At 62.0% G+C, this 17,079-nt stretch carries 17 protein-coding genes; 7 read left to right on the plus strand and 10 right to left on the minus strand.

Going from position 1 to position 17,079, the window contains the following annotated elements:
- Positions 1–234: 234 nt before the first annotated feature.
- From dnaA to mutM, 3 genes are all read right to left on the minus strand, one after another.
- On the minus strand, positions 235–1,638 hold the full coding sequence (dnaA, locus tag IB285_RS00345; protein ID WP_190788913.1) for a chromosomal replication initiator protein DnaA: 1,404 nt from the start codon (positions 1,636–1,638) through the stop codon (positions 235–237).
- A 502-nt stretch (positions 1,639–2,140) separates the two neighbouring features.
- Positions 2,141–2,401: a 30S ribosomal protein S20 gene (gene rpsT / locus IB285_RS00350; RefSeq protein ID WP_190786313.1), complete on the minus strand. Its 261-nt coding sequence runs from the start codon at positions 2,399–2,401 to the stop codon at positions 2,141–2,143.
- Positions 2,402–2,550: 149 nt separating this feature from the next.
- A complete protein-coding gene (mutM, locus tag IB285_RS00355) occupies positions 2,551–3,366 on the minus strand; it encodes a bifunctional DNA-formamidopyrimidine glycosylase/DNA-(apurinic or apyrimidinic site) lyase (protein ID WP_190786314.1) in 816 nt (271 codons plus the stop codon).
- Positions 3,367–3,481: 115 nt separating this feature from the next.
- Here mutM and IB285_RS00360 point away from each other — a divergent pair, with 115 nt between their 5' ends.
- The 4 genes from IB285_RS00360 (at position 3,482) to dut (ending at position 8,285) form a co-directional block, all read left to right on the plus strand.
- Positions 3,482–4,237, plus strand: coding sequence for a class I SAM-dependent methyltransferase (locus tag IB285_RS00360; protein ID WP_190786315.1), 756 nt, complete (start codon positions 3,482–3,484; stop codon positions 4,235–4,237).
- 46 nt (positions 4,238–4,283) lie between these two features.
- Entirely contained in the window at positions 4,284–5,846 is a 1,563-nt protein-coding gene (ubiB, locus tag IB285_RS00365; protein WP_190786316.1) for a 2-polyprenylphenol 6-hydroxylase, read from the plus strand.
- Positions 5,847–6,069: 223 nt separating this feature from the next.
- A complete protein-coding gene (locus IB285_RS00370) occupies positions 6,070–7,794 on the plus strand; it encodes a bifunctional phosphopantothenoylcysteine decarboxylase/phosphopantothenate synthase (protein WP_190786317.1) in 1,725 nt (574 codons plus the stop codon).
- Positions 7,791–8,285, plus strand: a complete 495-nt coding sequence (gene dut, locus IB285_RS00375; protein WP_190786318.1) for a dUTP diphosphatase — start codon at positions 7,791–7,793, stop codon at positions 8,283–8,285. Before IB285_RS00370 ends, dut begins: the two co-directional genes overlap by 4 nt.
- On the opposite strand, the gene IB285_RS00380 is transcribed toward dut, so the two are convergent.
- The 5 genes from IB285_RS00380 to secB form a co-directional block, all read right to left on the minus strand.
- Positions 8,282–8,665, minus strand: coding sequence for an energy transducer TonB (locus IB285_RS00380; RefSeq protein WP_190786319.1), 384 nt, complete (start codon positions 8,663–8,665; stop codon positions 8,282–8,284). The two genes, dut and IB285_RS00380, sit on opposite strands and share 4 nt — an antisense overlap.
- 110 nt (positions 8,666–8,775) lie before the next feature.
- Positions 8,776–9,447, minus strand: a complete 672-nt coding sequence (locus IB285_RS00385; protein WP_190786320.1) for a DUF4136 domain-containing protein — start codon at positions 9,445–9,447, stop codon at positions 8,776–8,778.
- A gap of 169 nt (positions 9,448–9,616) precedes the next feature.
- On the minus strand, positions 9,617–10,636 hold the full coding sequence (trpS, locus tag IB285_RS00390; RefSeq protein ID WP_190786321.1) for a tryptophan--tRNA ligase: 1,020 nt from the start codon (positions 10,634–10,636) through the stop codon (positions 9,617–9,619).
- 184 nt (positions 10,637–10,820) lie between these two features.
- Complete coding sequence (gene murJ / locus IB285_RS00395; protein ID WP_190786322.1) at positions 10,821–12,392, minus strand: murein biosynthesis integral membrane protein MurJ; 1,572 nt, start codon at positions 12,390–12,392, stop codon at positions 10,821–10,823.
- A gap of 24 nt (positions 12,393–12,416) precedes the next feature.
- Positions 12,417–12,950 carry a protein-export chaperone SecB gene (gene secB, locus IB285_RS00400; RefSeq protein ID WP_190786323.1) on the minus strand — a complete coding sequence of 178 codons (534 nt, stop codon included), beginning with the start codon at positions 12,948–12,950 and terminating at the stop codon, positions 12,417–12,419.
- Positions 12,951–13,273: 323 nt separating this feature from the next.
- Between secB and IB285_RS00405 the strand changes: the two genes are divergently transcribed.
- Genes IB285_RS00405 through IB285_RS00415 form a run of 3 tightly spaced genes read left to right on the plus strand, consistent with a single transcriptional unit; the run spans position 13,274 to position 15,790 of the window.
- On the plus strand, positions 13,274–13,933 hold the full coding sequence (locus tag IB285_RS00405) for a Tim44/TimA family putative adaptor protein (RefSeq protein ID WP_190786324.1): 660 nt from the start codon (positions 13,274–13,276) through the stop codon (positions 13,931–13,933).
- A 40-nt stretch (positions 13,934–13,973) separates the two neighbouring features.
- Positions 13,974–15,206 (plus strand): murein transglycosylase A, encoded by a 1,233-nt coding sequence (gene mltA, locus IB285_RS00410; protein ID WP_190786325.1) that lies wholly within the window; start codon positions 13,974–13,976, stop codon positions 15,204–15,206.
- Complete coding sequence (locus tag IB285_RS00415; RefSeq protein WP_190786326.1) at positions 15,203–15,790, plus strand: Smr/MutS family protein; 588 nt, start codon at positions 15,203–15,205, stop codon at positions 15,788–15,790. The genes mltA and IB285_RS00415 overlap by 4 nt, the downstream gene beginning before the upstream one ends.
- Before the next feature lie 151 nt (positions 15,791–15,941).
- On the opposite strand, the gene IB285_RS00420 is transcribed toward IB285_RS00415, so the two are convergent.
- Both IB285_RS00420 and IB285_RS00425 read right to left on the minus strand, forming a co-directional pair.
- Positions 15,942–16,595, minus strand: a complete 654-nt coding sequence (locus tag IB285_RS00420; RefSeq protein WP_190786327.1) for a permease — start codon at positions 16,593–16,595, stop codon at positions 15,942–15,944.
- Between the two features lie 5 nt (positions 16,596–16,600).
- Positions 16,601–16,972: a MarR family winged helix-turn-helix transcriptional regulator gene (locus IB285_RS00425; RefSeq protein ID WP_190786328.1), complete on the minus strand. Its 372-nt coding sequence runs from the start codon at positions 16,970–16,972 to the stop codon at positions 16,601–16,603.
- Positions 16,973–17,079 lie beyond the last annotated feature (107 nt).

The raw sequence follows: 17,079 nt of genomic DNA on the forward strand, positions 1-17,079 counted from the left end.
CTTTCCTCACTCCTGCGACCTGAAGGTCGCGTCGTTGCGGACGCGCGGTCGCGCTTGCGACACCTATGGCGTCGAGGCTGAATGGACCTGATCGGTTCCGCAGGAACCGCAAGGCCGGAAGCGTAGTCGAAGACGCAGCTGGCCGGAGGCCACCTGCAAGGCCGTCCGCAGCGTGTGCAGCTTGCTGCACGTCTAGCGAGGACGAACCCGCGGATGCGGGTTCGCCAACCAAGTCTAACTTTCGAGCTGGCGCAAAAGGCTCCGCACATCACCGTCCATATCGGCGTCACGCTGACGCAGATCCTCGATCAGGCGGACGGCGTGGATAACCGTCGAATGGTCGCGGCCACCGAATTTCCGGCCAATCTCCGGGTAAGAACGCGGTGTCAGCACTTTGGATAGATACATCGCAACCTGGCGGGGCCGCACGACTGCGCGGGCGCGGCGCTTCGACGACATTTCGCTGCGGTCGATCCGGTAGAACTGGCAGACGGTGCGCTGGATCTCGTCGATCGTGATCCGGCGGCGGTTTGCCGACAGGATATCGGTGAGTTGTTCCTCGGCGAGGTTCAGCGAAACCTCCTGACCCGTCAGCTGCGCATAGGCGATCAGCTTGTTCAGCCCGCCGCACAGCTCGCGCACATTGCGCGTGATCGTGCGGGCGAGGAAATCGAGCACATCGTCCGGCACCGAAAGCGGGGCAAAGCGCGACAGCTTGGATTCGAGGATTTTCTTGCGAAGCTCGATATCGGCGGCCTGGATGTCCGCGACGAGGCCCATCGACAGGCGGCTGAGCAGGCGCGGTTCGACACCGTCCAGTGCCTGAGGCGCGCGGTCGGCGGCGAAGACCAGCCGCTTGCCTTCGGCGAGCAGCGCGTCGATCGTGTAAAGCAGCTCTTCCTGAGCGCTCGCCTTGCCGATGATGAACTGGATATCGTCGACCAGCAGCAGATCGAAGCTGCGCAGGCGCGCCTTGAATTCCATCATCTGGTTGGCTTTGAGCGCCTGGACGAATTCGACCATGAAGCGCTCTGCCGAGCAGTAGAATATCCGCGCGCGCGGGTGCGCCTGAAGGAAGGCATGGCCGATCGCGTGCAGTAGGTGCGTCTTGCCCTGGCCGGTCGCGGCCTTGAGATAGAGCGGCGAGAATTGTGGCTGTTCGGTTGCGGCCATGCGCTGCGCTGCGTTGCAGGCGAGCACATTAGCTTCACCCGTGACGAAAGCTGCGAAAGTCAGTGACGGATCGAGGCCGACCGAGCTGGTGAAACCGGCATCGCCGATCGTGCCCGCTGCGACGGCGATCGCGCTCGCACCATCGTTGGCAGGGCGGCGGCTGTTGTCGAGCCGGAGTTCCGGCAATTGCCGGCGGCCGGGATGAACCTGAATGTTGATGGTGCGCACTTCGCTGCGGGCGATCTTCCACGCCAGTTGCAGGCGATCGTGAAAGCGATCCTTCACCCAGTTGGCCGAAAATTCGGTCGGCAGGAAAAGATCGAGGACGCCCGTTTCCTTGTCGATGACGCCGACCTGGATCGGCTTGATCCACTGGCTGTGCAATTGGTGACCCAGGTCCTTGCGAAGCCCTTGGCTGATATCGGCCCAATCGGCAGCGAGGTTTACGGCTTCGGCATCTTCCATCAAATCGTCGTCTGCTTTCCGACGCGTGGCCCGCGCCTTATCGGTATTATGCACTTTCGCTTCCCCAATACTGTCCCGCCTCCGGAGCCGCATCCGGAGTGTATTATCACCAAGCGATAGGTATGGTTTACCCGTCCCCGAAAACCGCAGTTTTCAGGGTCCCCCCTATCGACCAGATTGTTAAGACCCGAGCTGTCCCGACCCGGATGAGTTATGAATAAATAGCGCATCGGCCCGCAGTGCAAGCGCTGAATTTTAAAAAAACTGAAATATTCCGGTTGACTCACTGCTATCCCGCAGAGCTGCGTTGAAGCTGTTGATATCTAAACAGAATCACCTTTTCCACAACGCGAATCGCAGGGATTCCGTGGCTTAGGGAAACGAGCCGCTGTCACATTTGTCGCAAACGAAAAAGGCCGCGCCAATTCGGCGCGGCCTCATGACCTGACCTAACGTAATTTTACGTATCGCGATCGGCGAATCGCCGTTCGCCAAAAGCGAATCAGAGCGCGGCGACGCGCTTCGAAAGGCGCGACATCTTCCGCGCAACGGTGTTCTTGTGCATCACGCCGCGCGCGACACCGCGGGCCATTTCCGGCTGAGCGGCCTTGAGCGCTTCGGCAGCGGCTTTCTTGTCGCCTGCTTCGCAAGCGGCTTCGACCTTCTTCACGAAACCGCGAATGCGGCTCATGCGGGCGGTGTTGATTTCCGTCCGGCGTGCGTTGCGGCGGATGCGCTTACGGGCTTGCGGCGAATTGGCCATGTTCTTGTCTGTCTCGCGTTCTGTGATGGCCGCCTCGGGGCGACCGAATGTCTAAATCGGTAATGCTCGAAAATCGGCGCCGGGGATTCGCCCCAACTGCCGGAAAGCGCGCGACATAGGGCGGTGGGCCGAGAAGGTCAAGGATTCGCTCACCTCTGACACTTGGCGCAGTACCATGTGCTGCGCCCGCCCTGTGCGATGCGGCGGATCGTCCCGCCATCTTCGCGGCGGCATGGTTCGCCCGTGCGGCCATACACATCGAAGCGCGTCGCGAAATAGCCCAGCTCTCCATCGGGCTGCGCGTAGTCGCGCAGCGATGATCCGCCATCCCGGATCGAGGTCTCCAACACATCCTTTATTGCGGGCACCAGCCTGGCGAGCTGCGGTTTCGTGACCTTTCCGCCTGCCTTGCGCGGATGAATGCCCGCGCGCCAGAGCGCCTCGCAGACATATATATTGCCCAAGCCTGCGACCACGCGCTGGTCGAGCAGGCACAGCTTGATGCTCTGCACCTTGCCTTTCAGCGCGGCCTTCAAATGCTCGGGCGTGAGGTTGGGGCCGAGCGGCTCGGGCCCGAGGGCCGCGAATTGCGGCCATGCGTCGAGATCTCCCTCGGCGATCAAGTCGACCGAGCCGAACCGGCGGGGATCGCACAGGGCAAAACGGTGCCCCTCGGTTTCGAGCAGCAGATGGTCGTGGGTGTCGGGCTTCTCCGGATCGATGCGCCAGCGCCCGCTCATGCCGAGATGAAAGATCATCGCCGAGCCGCGGTCGAGATGCATCAATCCGTATTTCGCGCGCCGTGACAGGTGCGTGACGCGGGCGCCCGTCATCACCTGCACCAGATCGGGCGGGAAGGGGCGGCGCAAATCCGGGCGGTTCAGCTGGACGCGGGTAATCCGCTCTCCATCGAGGAACCGGGCAAGCCCACGGACTGTGGTTTCGACTTCAGGTAGCTCGGGCATTCTCGTTCCATAATCAGTCGCAACGTCATCCTTCTGCGCGAGGCAATGCGACAACTTCGCGTGATGCGCTCTAACACCCTTTGCCGAACCGGCAATTCCATCTAGGGCACTCCGCATGAGCGAAACATCAGAAGACACCGTCTCCTTCGGTTACGAAAACGTCACTCCGCAGGAAAAGACCCGGCGCGTGGGCGAAGTGTTCAGCAGCGTCGCGCGCAAATACGACATCATGAACGATGCGATGTCGATCGGGATGCACCGCGGGTGGAAGGATCGCTTCGTCAAAAGAGTGAAGCCGCAGCCGGGCGAACAGATCCTCGACATGGCCGGCGGCACCGGCGACATCGCGTTTCGCATGGCGGACCGCGGCGCGGATATCACCGTCGCCGATATAAATCAGGACATGCTGGATGTCGGCGCGGAGCGCGCGATGGAGCGCACCGAAAGCGATGAAACCGGCAGCCTGGTGTTCACCTGCCAGAACGCCGAAGACGTCAGCTTCGCCTCGAACAGCTTCGATGCCTACACGATCGTTTTCGGCATCCGCAATGTGACCTACAAGGACAAGGCCCTTTCCGAAGCGCACCGCGTGCTGCGGCCCGGCGGGCGGTTTTACTGCATGGAATTTTCGACCACCGAATGGTCGGGCTTCAGGGAAGTGTACGACGTCTATTCGGACAAGTTGCTGCCGCGCATGGGCCAGGCGATTGCGGGTGACGCCGATTCGTACCGCTACCTGGTTGAATCGATCCGAAAATTTCCGACGATGCCCGAATTCGAAAGCATGATCCGGGACGCCGGCTTCACCAACACCCGCGTCGAGCCGATCCTAGGCGGAGCGGTCGCGATCCATTCCGGCTGGAAGATATAAGGATAGCAAGGCTGGAACCGCTCGCGGCTTCAGGCGCACTACATCCATGACCTCTCCCGTCACTCACCTTTCTCGCCTTGCCCGTTGGGGCGTTACGCTGGCGCGCCGCCGCGCGCTCGTGGGGATCGAGGAGGATCCGAATGCGCCCTCCCAGCTACGGCGCCTGGTGAAGCTTGCGCGGTGGGCGACCTTTACGAGCAAGAACGGCACCCGCGATTATGGCGAGGCATTCCGCGCAATCGGACCTGCCGCGATCAAGCTCGGCCAATCGCTCGCCACGCGGCCCGATCTGGTCGGCGAAGAGGCGGCGGAAAATCTGCTCAGCCTGCAGGACAGCCTGCCGCCGGTACCTTTCGGCGAGATCAAGGCTTCGATCGAGGCGAGTTTCGATCAGCCGATCGAGACGCTCTTTGCCGAAATCGACCCGGTGCCGGTGGGCGCGGCTTCAATCGCGCAGGTGCACAAGGGCATCACCACCGACGGACACACGGTGGCTATCAAGGTGCTGCGTCCGGGCATTCGCGAGAAATTCGCGCGCGATATCCAGACCTACGAATGGGCCGCGGCGCATGTCGAGGAAATGGGCGGCGAAGCGGCGCGCCTCCGCCCTCGGCTGACTATCGCGAATTTCAAGCGCTGGACCAATTCCGAACTCGATCTGAGGCGCGAGGCAGCGTCCGCATCGGAGCTTGCCGAAGAGATGTCGGGGGTCGGCGGATACCGCATCCCGGCGATCGATTGGGACCGCACCAATGGCCGGGTGCTGACGGTCGAGTGGGTCGATGGAGTCAAGATATCGAAGCGCGATGAACTTATCGCGCGTGGGCACGATCTGAATGCGCTCGCGGAAAAGCTCGTGATCAGCTTCCTGACACAGGCGATCAGCGCCGGTTTCTTCCACGCCGACATGCATCAGGGGAACCTGTTCGTGGAGGATGACGGCACCATTGTCGCCATCGATTTCGGGATCATGGGCCGGATCGATCGGCGCGCGCGGCAATGGCTCGCGGAAATTCTCTACGGCCTGACGACAGGCAATTACAAACGCGTCGCCGAAATTCATTTCGAGGCGCAATATGTGCCGAGCTACCACTCGGTCGGCGAATTCGCGACAGCTCTGCGCGCGGTGGGCGAACCGATGCGGGGCAAGCCGGTGAAGGAGCTGAGCGTCGGGCAAATGCTCGACGGGTTGTTCGCCATCACCCGCGATTTCGACATGCAGACCCAGCCGCACCTGCTGCTGCTGCAGAAAACCATGGTAATGGTCGAAGGGATCGCCACGCAGCTCAATCCCGACATCAATATGTGGGACACGGCTGCGCCCTATGTCCGCAGCTGGATTCGCGACGAATTGGGGCCGGAAGCCGCCGTGGCCGACCGGATCAAGGAAGATACCGAAACGCTGCTGCGCCTTCCGGGCCTTATCCGTAGGCTGGAGGAAAAATTCCCTCCCAAAGGTGGCGCGCCCGAGCCCCCGCCACTGCCCGATATCAAACTGATGACGGACCGCAGCGAACGCCGCGGCCGATCGTGGTTTGGCTACCTGCTCGCTATCGCCGTTGGGGCCGGCGCGGTCTGGGGCGGGATGAGCATGGGCTGGATCGGCTGAACCACTGTCCGCTTGCCCGCGGAAATACAGTTGAGCTCAAGAAAAATTAACCATTGTGTCCCATGGCACTGTGCGAGTTAGCGTATGGTCTTGGCTGATCATGGATGCACAGCTAGGCTGCTTCGCGTAATCGTTCGGGCGGTGGCCCTGCGTCTTTGGAGAAATACACGCACATGACCGGCTCGATCGGCCTTTCAGACATCAATCTTGCGGGTGCTGCGCAGTGAGCGAGGCGCCTCCCAAAGTGCTTTTGGTCGTGGGCGGCGGGATCGCTGCCTACAAATCGTGCGAACTCGTCCGCCTTATTCGCAAGGGTGGGGGCGATGTTACCTGCGTTGTGACCAAAGGCGGGCAGCAATTCGTCACCCCGATGTCGCTTGCGGCGCTCAGCGAAAACCAGGTCTACACCAGCCTCTTCGACCTCAAGAACGAAGCGGAGATGGGACATATCCAGCTGAGCCGCGAGGCCGATCTGGTTGTCGTGTGTCCGGCAACCGCTGACCTGATGGCGAAAATGGCGGCCGGCATCGCGGACGATCTTGCGACCACGCTGATCCTCGCAACCGACAAGCCTGTCATGGCGGTCCCGGCGATGAATGTACGGATGTGGGAGCACGAGGCGACGCAGCGTAATCTCGACCTGCTGCAGAAGGCCGGGGTCAACGTGCTGCATCCCGACGAAGGCCCGATGGCCTGCGGTGAATTCGGCTACGGCCGCCTGCCGGAACCCGAAGCGATCTGGCGCGAGATCGCCGCGCATTTCGGTATCGAGGTCGAGGAAGAGCCTGCGCCAATCCCTGCCAACGATCATCAAGTCGAAGCGGGTGATGAAGAGTACGAAGTCGAAGCGCTCGAACCTGAAGAGGCGGAAGAGGAAGACAGCGCGCCATCCGGCCTCGGCGGCTTGCTAGCCCGGATAATCCCGCGCTCCACCGCCAAGCGCTCGCATGACGATCTCGAGGCGGAATATGCCGAAATCGACGAACAGATCGAAAGCGAATTCGGCGAGGAAGATCTGGCCGAAGAAGAGTTGAGCGAAGAAGAACTCGCCGACCTGACCGAAGGGGGAACGCCGGAATTCAATCCCGATCTCGGCGGGCCGCTGCTGGCCAAGAAAGGCGCAGCAGGCGCCGCACCGCCGATCGATCTGAGCGCGATCAACCACGAAGTGGACGATCGGAAGGCTGCGCCCGAACGCATTCCCGACGCGGCACCGGCTGCCACTGGCGAAATCGAAATTGCCGAAGGCGATGCGCTTGGCGGCGCGGGCTTCGATGTCGATGCGGGCTACCGGCCGCTCGATGGACGCCATGTCCTCGTGACCGCCGGTCCGACCTGGGAAGCGCTCGATCCGGTGCGTTATCTTGCCAACCGTTCGAGCGGTAAACAGGGCTTTGCCATCGCTGCCGCCGCAGCGGCGCTGGGCGCAAAGGTCACGCTGATTGCCGGGCCAGTCGCGCTCAAGACGCCTGCGGGGGTCGAGCGGATCGATGTCGAAAGCGCCGAAGACATGAACAAGGCGGTCAAGCAGGCCATGCCCGCCGATGTCGCGGTGATGGTTGCTGCGGTCGCCGATTGGCGGCCCAAGGAATATATCGGCGAAAAGATCAAGAAACGCGGATCGGCACCGCCTGCGCTGATGTTGACCGAAAACCCGGACATTCTCACCAATATCGCGAGCGGTAAGGGTCGCCCCGAACTCGTCATCGGCTTCGCCGCCGAAACCGACGATGTGCTCGCCAACGCGAAGGCAAAGCGCAAGCGCAAGGCCGCCGACTGGATCGTCGCGAACGATGTGTCGGGCGATGTGATGGGCGGCGATGACAACCGCGTGCATATCGTCAGCGCCAACGGGGTCGAAAGCCTCGACGAGATGCCGAAAAGCGCCGTTGCCATGGCTCTGGCGGAGCGGATTGCCGCTTCGTTGCAGGCCGAGGCTGCCGAATGAGCGCGCGGCAGGTCGGCGCAGAAGGCGACCAGACAAGCGCGGCAGTCCCGGTTCAGGTCAAGCGTCTGCCGCACGGCGAAGGGCTGGAGCTACCGGCTTACGCGACGAGCGGCTCCGCAGGCATGGATATCGTGTCGGCCGAGGACGTCACCATCGATCCCGGCGCTCGCCATGCTGTTGCGACCGGCCTCTCCGTCGCGATCCCGCACGGCTATGAAATCCAGGTGCGCCCGCGTTCGGGGCTCGCATTCAAGCACGGCATAACGGTGCCCAACACGCCGGGCACGATCGACAGCGATTATCGCGGCGAGCTCAAGGTGCTCCTGATCAATCACGGTGCGGAGGCGTTCGCGATCGCCCGCGGAGACCGCGTCGCCCAGCTGGTTCTCGCCCCGGTTACCCAGGCCGCGTGGAACGAGGTCGCCGAGCTGGACGCGACCGAGCGCGGCGAAGGCGGGTTCGGTTCGACCGGCGGCCACGCGAAGCTTTAGCTTTTAGGCTTATCGGGCTCGGAGGCAACTTCTGGCACGTTCCATTTTACAGTCGAGCGAAAGCTGCCTTCAACCTTGTTGCCTCTAGCATCACGGGCGGGTTCGAAGCGCGCTCTTCCGATGAGAACGCGGCATGTTTGCTTATCGAACAGGTCGCTTCCGCTGCTTTGCAGTATCCGGCATGAAACCACTCGGCCATCGGCAGCGATAATGGCTTCGAATTCGACCTCACCTTCGTCTCGACAACCTGAGAAGGGGCAAACGAAGTCGCTGGGCTGCATCCACTGCTCGGGAGAGATGGGTTCAGGTCTACTGCTTTCGCTCTGACCGAGCGAGACAGATAGAAGAATTGCGCCAGAAGAAACGAGGATAATCGACATCGAGCCAGTCTAGCCGAGAAACTTTGCAAGAATCAAAAAGGGGCGACGCTGATCCCTTGCGCCGCCCCTTCGTTCCCATCCAAGGGTTGTAAGGATTGCAACTTAGCCGATTAATCGACCTGGCGCACGATCTTTTCGTCTTCCTTGATCGTGATCCGCAGCGTTTCGCCGGAATTGCCAGGGAAATCAGTGAACAAGGCTTCGACCAGATTCGGCACCAGCTGTTGCAGACGGTTCGATCGCGATGCAGCCTGCGCCTGTCCTTCGAATAAACGCTCGCCCGTGGCAGCCGAATCGATCTTCAGATCGATGTCGCTGACATAGACGGTGTAGCTACGTACCTGCGGACCGGCGAGGAACGGGTCATGGAACCCGAACGCAAAACCGCGTCGGAAGCCATAACCCCGGCCCCATGGTCCAAAGAACGGATCGTAAAATCCAGCCGCGCCAAAGCCGCCGGTGCTGCGAATGCGCTCGCGCCCGTTGTCGACACCGTAATCGAAGCGCACCAGCAGGTTTGCATTCTCAGGCGAAGCGGCTTCGCGGTAACCAAGCCGCGCCATTTCGGCAGCGACGAGGTCGGCATAAAGCCCGAATTCCAGGCCGCCAGCGAGCTGCGGATCCTCGGCCACGACAGCAAAGGTCTGACCCTCAGGCGCGGGCAGCGTCGTTGCGAAGCGAGATACATCGGCCTTGAAAGACGGCGCGCAGGCCGACAGCCCGGCTGCAAGCAGCAGAGGCAGTGCTAGCCGCGCAGCGGTGGTCTTGAGAGGTTTTGTCATAACGTACCCTATTGATTGATCACGTAACAAATATGTCCACCAGTGAAGCCGCGCGGTCCCCTCGCTTAATTCCGCAGGGCGGAACCTGACCTCAAACGTTAATCTGTCACTGAGTGCGGCGACTGTAAAGCATTGGTCTGAACCGCGTTTGAACGCAGCCAGAAGGCATTCAGCCGCGCACGAGACCCAAAGCCTTATATGCCTTGTCGAGCGTGGGCAGGCCGTGCTCGCGCGCTTGGGCGGCGCCGCGGGCGAGGATTGCATCGAGCGATTCCTGATCGCCTTTGAGCTCCATGAAGCGCGCATTGATCGGACTGAGCGTCTCCACGAGTACTTCGCCAAGCGCAGGCTTGAACGCGCCGAAGCCTTCGCCGCCATGGTCGGCGAGCACTTCATCGACGCTGCGTCCCGTCAGCGCGCTGAATATTCCGACGAGGTTCTGTGCCTCCGCGCGGCCTTCCAGCCCCTGGGCCTCGCTCGGAAGCGGTTCGGGGTCGGTCTTGGCTTTCTTAACCTTCTTCATGATCGTGTCGGGATCGTCGGTGAGGCTGATGCGGCTCATCTCGGAAGGGTCCGACTTGCTCATCTTGGCGGTGCCGTCGCGCAGGCTCATGATGCGCGCGGCGGTGGGCGGCGTGTAAACCTCAGGAATGGTGAAGACAGGCGCATCCTCAGCGCAGAAATCGGTGTTGAATTTCTGCGCGATGTCGCGGGTGAGTTCGATGTGCTGTTTCTGGTCCTCGCCCACAGGCACATGCGTCGCCTGGTAGAGAAGGACGTCGGCGGCCTGCAGCACCGGATAGGTGAAGAGCGCGACCGACTGGCCTTCGCGGTTCTTGCCCGCCTTGTCCTTCCACTGCGTCATCCGGCCCAGCCAGCCCATGCGCGCGGTGCCGTTCAGCAGCCATTGCAGTTCGGCATGCGCGGGAACCTGCGCCTGGTTAAACAGGACCGTCTTGGACGGATCGACGCCGCACGCCACAAGCGTTGCCACCATTTCGCGGGTGTTGGTGGTAAGCTCGGCAGGATCGTGCGGCTGTGAAATCGCATGGAGATCGGCGAGGAAGATGAAGCACTCCCCGCCCAAGGCATGCGCTTCGTCCTGCAGCTTCACGTAGTTGACGATCGCGCCGAGGTAATTGCCAAGATGCGGCTTGCCCGTGGGCTGGATGCCGGAGACGACTCTCATGGAAATACTCTTTCTTGTAATGGGATGGGCCTGGCGAACAGGCCGGTGCTTGTGGCTCTGCCTATGAGCGCTCCAGCCATCGCCAAGCCGCCCGCCCGCGGACTGCAAAACGCAGCGGGGCCGAACCGGTCGAGAAGAATCGTCTTGCCATCGCCGAGCGACATAGCACAAGCGCGCCGCTGCGCTAGCCTTGGCGGCGCATCAGGCGCCGAAATGTCGCCTTGTCGAGTACGCCGAGCACCACCGTGCCGGCACCATAGGTTATCGCACCGGTGGCAAGTATCGCTGCGATCCCGGCCGCTTTCTGAGCAACGCTGCCGGTGAACCAGGGATCGATCCTTTGCATGAGGAAATACAGCGCCGCGCCCATTGCCGCGGCAGCTATCGCGATGCGCGCCACTCGCCCGATCAGACGCGGCTCGATGCGGTAGAACCGTTTCGCATGGAGGATGCCTCCCAGCAGCAGGATGTTGCACCAGGCGCCGACAGCCCCCGCGATCGCAAGGCCGGTCACTCCGATGCGCGGGACGAGCAGAATATTGAGCCCGATCGTCACCACCAGCGAAATTGCCGCGGTAACCACCGGGGTGCGCGTATCCTTGCGCGCGAAGAAATTGGGCGTCAGCACTTTGACGAGGACGTAAGCGGGCAGTCCCAGAACGAGGCCCTGCACGACCATTCCGGTGACGGAAGCATCCTCTTGGGTGAAAGCCTGGCCGGCCATGAAGACACGCACGAAAGCGGTGCCGGTGAAAAACAGTGCCACCGCGCACGGGATCGTCAACAGCATGGCAAGCTCGATCGCGTTCGATTGAAGGCGCGCGGCTTCCTCATTTTCCTCCCGCCCGAGATAGCGTGACAAGGCGGGCAGGATCGCGGTGCCGAGCGCGATCCCGATAATGCCGAGCGGCAGCTGATTCCAGCGGTCGGCCATCTGCAAGTAGGTGTAGCTGCCGACGGGCAGGGTTGAGAGGAAGAACAGGTCGACGAACCGGCTGATCTGATACACCCCTGCGCCGAAGATCGCCGGGACCACCAGAACGCCCAGCTCTTTGACGCCCGGCGTGATCCGCGGGAAAGCGAGTGACAGGCGAAAGCCCGCACGGCGCATGAAGAAGCCAAGCCAGACGACCTGCAAGAGCCCGGAGAGAGACAGCGCCCAGGCCATCGCCTGCGCGGTGATGCGGCGCGCTTCGAGATCGCCGCCCAGCGTCAGCCCATATGCCAGCGCCCCGATGAGACAGATATTGAGCAGGATTGGCGCCGCGGCTGCCGCTGCAAAGCGGGAAAGTGAGTTTAGCACAGCGGCAATCAGCGTCGCGATGCTCATGAAGAGGAGGTACGGGAATGTGACCCGCCCCATGAAGACCGCGATCTCCAGATTGCCGCCTTCATCGGCGAGTCCCTCCGGCGCGAAGAATTCAATGACCCATGGCATTGCGATAAGGGCGATGCCGCCAAAGACGATCAGGATCGGCAGCAACACGGCGAGCACGGAGGTTGCGAATTTCTCTGCCTGCGCCATGTCGCCGTCTTTCGTCATCCGCCGATTGAACAGCGGCACGAAAGCACTCGCAAAGGCTCCTTCGGCAAACAGCCGGCGGAATATATTGGGTAGCATGAAGGCGAGCTGCCACGCATCGCCCATGGCGGTCGCGCCAAGCGCGCGCGCGATCAGGATGTCGCGCACGAAACCGAAGACGCGGCTGACCGCCGTCAGCCCGCCGATCGTCCCGACGTTTTTAAGCAGGCTCATGCGTCAGGCCCGCCGTCTGCGTGTTTAAGCGTTGCCTTCAGCAGGCGGCGCGGCGCCCTCTGCGCCTTCCTGCTGGCGGCGCTGCTGAAGCTGCTGGATGTAGAGACCGTTGAAATCGATCGGATCGACCATCAGCGGCGCAAAACCGGCATCGCGAACGGCATCGGCAATGACCCGGCGCGCAAACGGGAAGAGGATGCGCGGTGCCTCTGCAAACAGGAATGCGTGCGCCTGCTCATCCGGCACGTTGCGAATGCCGACAAGGCCGCAATAATCGAGCTCGATCAGATACGCGGTGCCTTCCGCGCCGGTGGCTGAAATGTTGATTTTCAGCGTGACCTCATGGACCTCATCGCTCTGCGCTTCGGCACCGATGTTGAACTGCACATCGATCTTCGGCTGCTCTTTCCATTGGTAGACGGAAGGAGCGTTGGGGTTTTCGACCGACAGGTCTTTCACGTATTGCGTGATGATCGCGGCGCTCGGCTGGTTGTCGGCGCCGTTCGCGCCCGCGTTCTGGTTGTCGAGATTGGTGAGGATGTCGCCTTCGTCGGCCATGGTGTCTGTGTCTTTCGCAAAAAGGTAAGTAATCTTTGGAATTCGGCGTCGAACCACCGCCCCACGCTTCGAAATCTGTTGCGGCGCGCGCCTAGCAGGCGCAGGACGTGCAAGCAACCGGACGAAACTCGCCAAAATGGCAAGGAAGTGCAACCTATTGCCCGTTGGCGAATTGTAATTGATGCCTATTTAAGGCACGTAACGTTTTTCGGGAGAATCTCGGAGAGCCCGGAGATGTGAAAAGGCGAGGTTAATGCCTGATCATATATCCTGAAGATGACAGGGCCGGGAAACCGGCTGCAAAGGTAATCGGACCCAATATTGTGATTTTAGAAATCATCATTCTCGCCATGATCGCCGCATTTCTGGGGCTTCGGTTGTATTCCGTGCTGGGCCGCCGCGCCGAGCACGAGGAAGAATCGATTCCGCAGCGTTTCGATGCCGGTGAGAATGCCCAGCCGAAACCTCAGCAGCCGCAAGGCGTCGCTCCCGCGGCGCCGCAGCGCGTGGTCGAGCTGGAAGGCGTAATGCCGGCAGTCGAACGCGGGATCCGCGAAATTGGCGAGGCTGACCGCGGTTTCGACCTCACCAATTTCATTGAGGGCGCAAAGGGCGCCTACGAAATGATCCTTGAGGCGTTCTGGACCGGCGACCGCGAAACGCTTCGCGAATTGTGCGACGACGATGTTTATGCAGGTTTCAGCGCGGCGATCGACGCCCGCGAAGAAGCCGGGCACACGCTCGATAACAAGCTCATCAGGGTCGAGGAGACCCGCGTCCACTCGGCATCGATGGATGGCCGCATGGCGCGCATTGCGATGCTGTTCGTGGCGGACATCGCTGCCGTGACGCGCGACAAGGACGGCAACGTGGTGGCCGGTTCGCTCGACGATGCGATCGAAAGCCGCGATGTCTGGACTTTCTCGCGCAATGTCGGTGCGCGCGATCCGAACTGGGTGCTCGACGAAACCGACGAAGGCTGATCGCAGCCTGGGCGCTGCCCGCCAATCATAGGAAAAGAACATGCGCATCGGTTCGGCATTGGCTTTCCTGCTTGTGCTGGCCGGTTGCGGACGGGTGATCCCCGATGCCGCGCCGCCGGTCACGAGCCTTCCGGCACCGGCTCCCAGCGCGCCTGTGCAAAGTGCGCCCGCAACCGCCGCTCCCGCCTATTCGGGGAGCACTGCCGTCCAGATGGGTGCGTTCGCGCTTTCCCCGCTTCTTCTCAACAGCATCAGCTCGGTCGACGCTGCGGCGGACCTCGATGCGTTTCTGTTGTCCTGTCCGATTGCGACCCGGCGTGCGGACACGTCCGGACTGACGCAGCCATCGGATTGGCAGGAGCCCTGCCGTGCGGCGGCGAGCTGGCCGCGCGTGCGCGCCGCGCAGTTCTTCGCAACCCAGTTTACCCCCGTGCGCGTCGGCGATGGCCGAGCGTTTGCCACCGGCTATTTCGAGCCGCAGATCGAAGGCAGCCGCACGCGCCGCTCGCCAACCGATGTGCCGGTCTACGGCGTTCCCCGCGATCTAGAGCGCTGCTGGCGCGACGACATTCCGCAAAGCGAGCGAACCGGGCGCGCACCGCTTTCCCGCCGGACGGCCAGCGGCAGCTGCGTGCCTCACTACACCCGCGCCGAGATCGAGGCGGGCGCGCTCGATGGCAGCGCACCGGTGCTCGCCTATGCGAGTGATCCGGTGGAATTCTTCTTCCTGCAGATTCAGGGTTCCGGTCGCCTCGTGACCAACACCGGCGAGGTCATCCGCATCGGTTATGCCGGGCAGAACGGGCACGGCTATACCGGCATCGGGCGCGTTATGCGTCAGCGCGGGCTTATTGGTAGCGACACAGGCTATGAAACCAGCATGCAGGGGATCATGCAATATCTGCGTGACAATCCGCGCGAGGGCGCAGCGATCATGCGGGAGAATGAAAGCTGGGTGTTCTTCCGTGAGCTCGATGGCGAGGGGCCGCTTGGCTCGATCGGGGTGCCGGTGCGCGCGCGCAACGCCGTGGCAGTGGATCCCAAATTCGTGCCCTACGGCGCGCCCGTCTATCTCGATCTCGACCGCGATGTGGCGGACGGGCTCTGGATCGCGCAGGATACCGGCGGCGCGATCAAGGGCGCGAACCGGTTCGACACGTTCTGGGGCGCCGGTGATGACGCCCGCACGATCGCGGGCGGCATGAGCGGGCGCGGCGAAGCGCTGGTCCTGCTGCCGAAAGTGAGCGCCGAGCGTCTGCGCCGGGCCCCATGAGCTTTCCGCGGGGGCTGAGCAGCGAAGAGCAGCAGGCATGGGCTCGGCTGGCGCAAAGCGTCACGCCGCTCGCCGGTCGCAAAGTTCCCGCTGTCGCCAAGCCTGCCGTGAAGGCAACGCTCACATCTTCGACCGTGCAGCCTGCACCGGCACCTCTCCCTCCGAAACGTCCACCGCGTGCGCCTGTCGCATCGCATCCTTCACCGCCATCGCAGCGTTCAACGGGCCGGGTGTTTCCATCCGAACTCGATTCGCACTGGAACCGGCGCCTGAAGGCGGGACAGATCGCGCCCGATTACACGCTCGATCTGCACGGCCACACGCTCGACACCGCGTATGACCGGATTGTCAGCGGGCTCGACCAAGCGCGCGCGATGGATGCTCGGCTCGTGCTCGTGATCGCCGGACGGGAGCGTCCGGTCGATCCGGCAGATCGCAGCAGCAGGCGCGGCGCGATCCGTGCAAAGTTGCTCGATTGGCTCGCCGCGAGCCACCATGCAGATAGCATTGCGGCCGTGCGCCGCGCCCATATCCGCCATGGCGGCGAGGGCGCTCTTTATCTCGTGCTGAAACGTCGGCGCTAGCCTGATCCTGAATCATCAAAGATCTAACACTGCTAAATGACGCGAGGGTCGCATCGCCAAAGACTCCGGCCGGATTTCACCAGGCGTCCGCAATTGAGGCTCCGGCAGATCATTGCCGGAGCCTCAGCATTTGTTCCGATGGACTGGCGCGCTATTGGCCTTGCCTCTGCTTCCAAATCAGGTGAAAGGCCGCGATATGTGATGCGCCCGACAGCGGCACTCCGACCAGCGGGATGAGTGCGATCGGCAGGAGCGCGATGTTCGCCATCGCCGGGACCGCAAGCAATTGCAGGGTGAGACCCGTCCCGACTGCAACTATGAAGTCGGCAAAGCCGATTATGTGCATTCCGGCAACAAGCCTGGGCGATCGCGGGAGGATGATTACGATCGCCGCCAGCACACCGGCGAGCATATCGCCCCAACCGGCGAGGCTTACGAAAATGTCAGGCAGCCAGCCCTGAGACCCATAATAAAGAAAGCCGAGCGCAGCGCCGATCCGCCAGATGTGGAACGTGGCGAGGCCATACGGACCGAGGCGTTCCACGAAGGCTCGGATAGACGGGACGGTGAAATATGAAATCGTTAGCGCTGCCATTGTGGCGACAACTGTGGCTGCGAAAAAGCGCACATCGATGCTGGCGAAGAAGCCAATCGCCGCTAGGTAAGTGACAAGCGCGGAGTACAGCGTGAACGCTATGCCGAGAATCCAGCCGCCGCGCTCTGCGAGCCTCTCGTCCGGGCTTTGCTTTGCGACGTAAGATGCATATGCATCTATATCCGTTTGTGAAGTACTGTGTTGGGACATTGCTATTACTCCTCGATTGAATTCTGTGCCTGTCGCCACAAGGGGATGGCCCGATCGAGCAGCGCGCTACCCTCGGGCGTTATCACGACGCTTTTGCTGCGCAGGTCGTCGGGATCCGGTTGCAATTCGATCAGCCCGCGCCTCTCGAGCGGTCGCAGTGCTCGCGACATCGTGGTGCGATCCATAACAAGATACTCGGCCAAGTCGCGGATAGCGGGACCATCTGATTGGGCGACGGCGACTAGGGTCGAGAATTGCCCGCCGGTGAGGTCGAGGGGGGCGAAGGCGGCCTCGTAGACAGCCGTAAGCTTCCTGGCACGTGAGCGCGCCGCGAGCATATGGCACTGCGAGGCAATCATGGCGTACGAATCGTTCATACCCATACAATAGATGCATATGCAGCTAAATGCAATAGAGTTGTTTGAAAGGGGGCTGTCACGGTCAGCTCGCGCCAAAGAATAAGCCCCCGGCGAGCTTGCGCTGC

The organism is Erythrobacter rubeus (assembly GCF_014705715.1).
GTDB classification, from domain to species: Bacteria; Pseudomonadota; Alphaproteobacteria; order Sphingomonadales; family Sphingomonadaceae; genus Erythrobacter; species Erythrobacter rubeus.

Coding starts and splice junctions, on each gene's coding strand:
- dnaA (WP_190788913.1), bottom strand. CDS start 1,638: ATGGAAGATGCCGAAGCCGTAAACCTCGCTGCCGATTGGGCCGATATC.
- rpsT (WP_190786313.1), bottom strand. CDS start 2,401: ATGGCCAATTCGCCGCAAGCCCGTAAGCGCATCCGCCGCAACGCACGC.
- mutM (WP_190786314.1), bottom strand. CDS start 3,366: ATGCCCGAGCTACCTGAAGTCGAAACCACAGTCCGTGGGCTTGCCCGG.
- IB285_RS00360 (WP_190786315.1), top strand. CDS start 3,482: ATGAGCGAAACATCAGAAGACACCGTCTCCTTCGGTTACGAAAACGTC.
- ubiB (WP_190786316.1), top strand. CDS start 4,284: ATGACCTCTCCCGTCACTCACCTTTCTCGCCTTGCCCGTTGGGGCGTT.
- dut (WP_190786318.1), top strand. CDS start 7,791: ATGAGCGCGCGGCAGGTCGGCGCAGAAGGCGACCAGACAAGCGCGGCA.
- IB285_RS00380 (WP_190786319.1), bottom strand. CDS start 8,665: ATGTCGATTATCCTCGTTTCTTCTGGCGCAATTCTTCTATCTGTCTCG.
- IB285_RS00385 (WP_190786320.1), bottom strand. CDS start 9,447: ATGACAAAACCTCTCAAGACCACCGCTGCGCGGCTAGCACTGCCTCTG.
- trpS (WP_190786321.1), bottom strand. CDS start 10,636: ATGAGAGTCGTCTCCGGCATCCAGCCCACGGGCAAGCCGCATCTTGGC.
- murJ (WP_190786322.1), bottom strand. CDS start 12,392: ATGAGCCTGCTTAAAAACGTCGGGACGATCGGCGGGCTGACGGCGGTC.
- secB (WP_190786323.1), bottom strand. CDS start 12,950: ATGGCCGACGAAGGCGACATCCTCACCAATCTCGACAACCAGAACGCG.
- mltA (WP_190786325.1), top strand. CDS start 13,974: ATGCGCATCGGTTCGGCATTGGCTTTCCTGCTTGTGCTGGCCGGTTGC.
- IB285_RS00415 (WP_190786326.1), top strand. CDS start 15,203: ATGAGCTTTCCGCGGGGGCTGAGCAGCGAAGAGCAGCAGGCATGGGCT.
- IB285_RS00420 (WP_190786327.1), bottom strand. CDS start 16,595: ATGTCCCAACACAGTACTTCACAAACGGATATAGATGCATATGCATCT.
- IB285_RS00425 (WP_190786328.1), bottom strand. CDS start 16,972: ATGAACGATTCGTACGCCATGATTGCCTCGCAGTGCCATATGCTCGCG.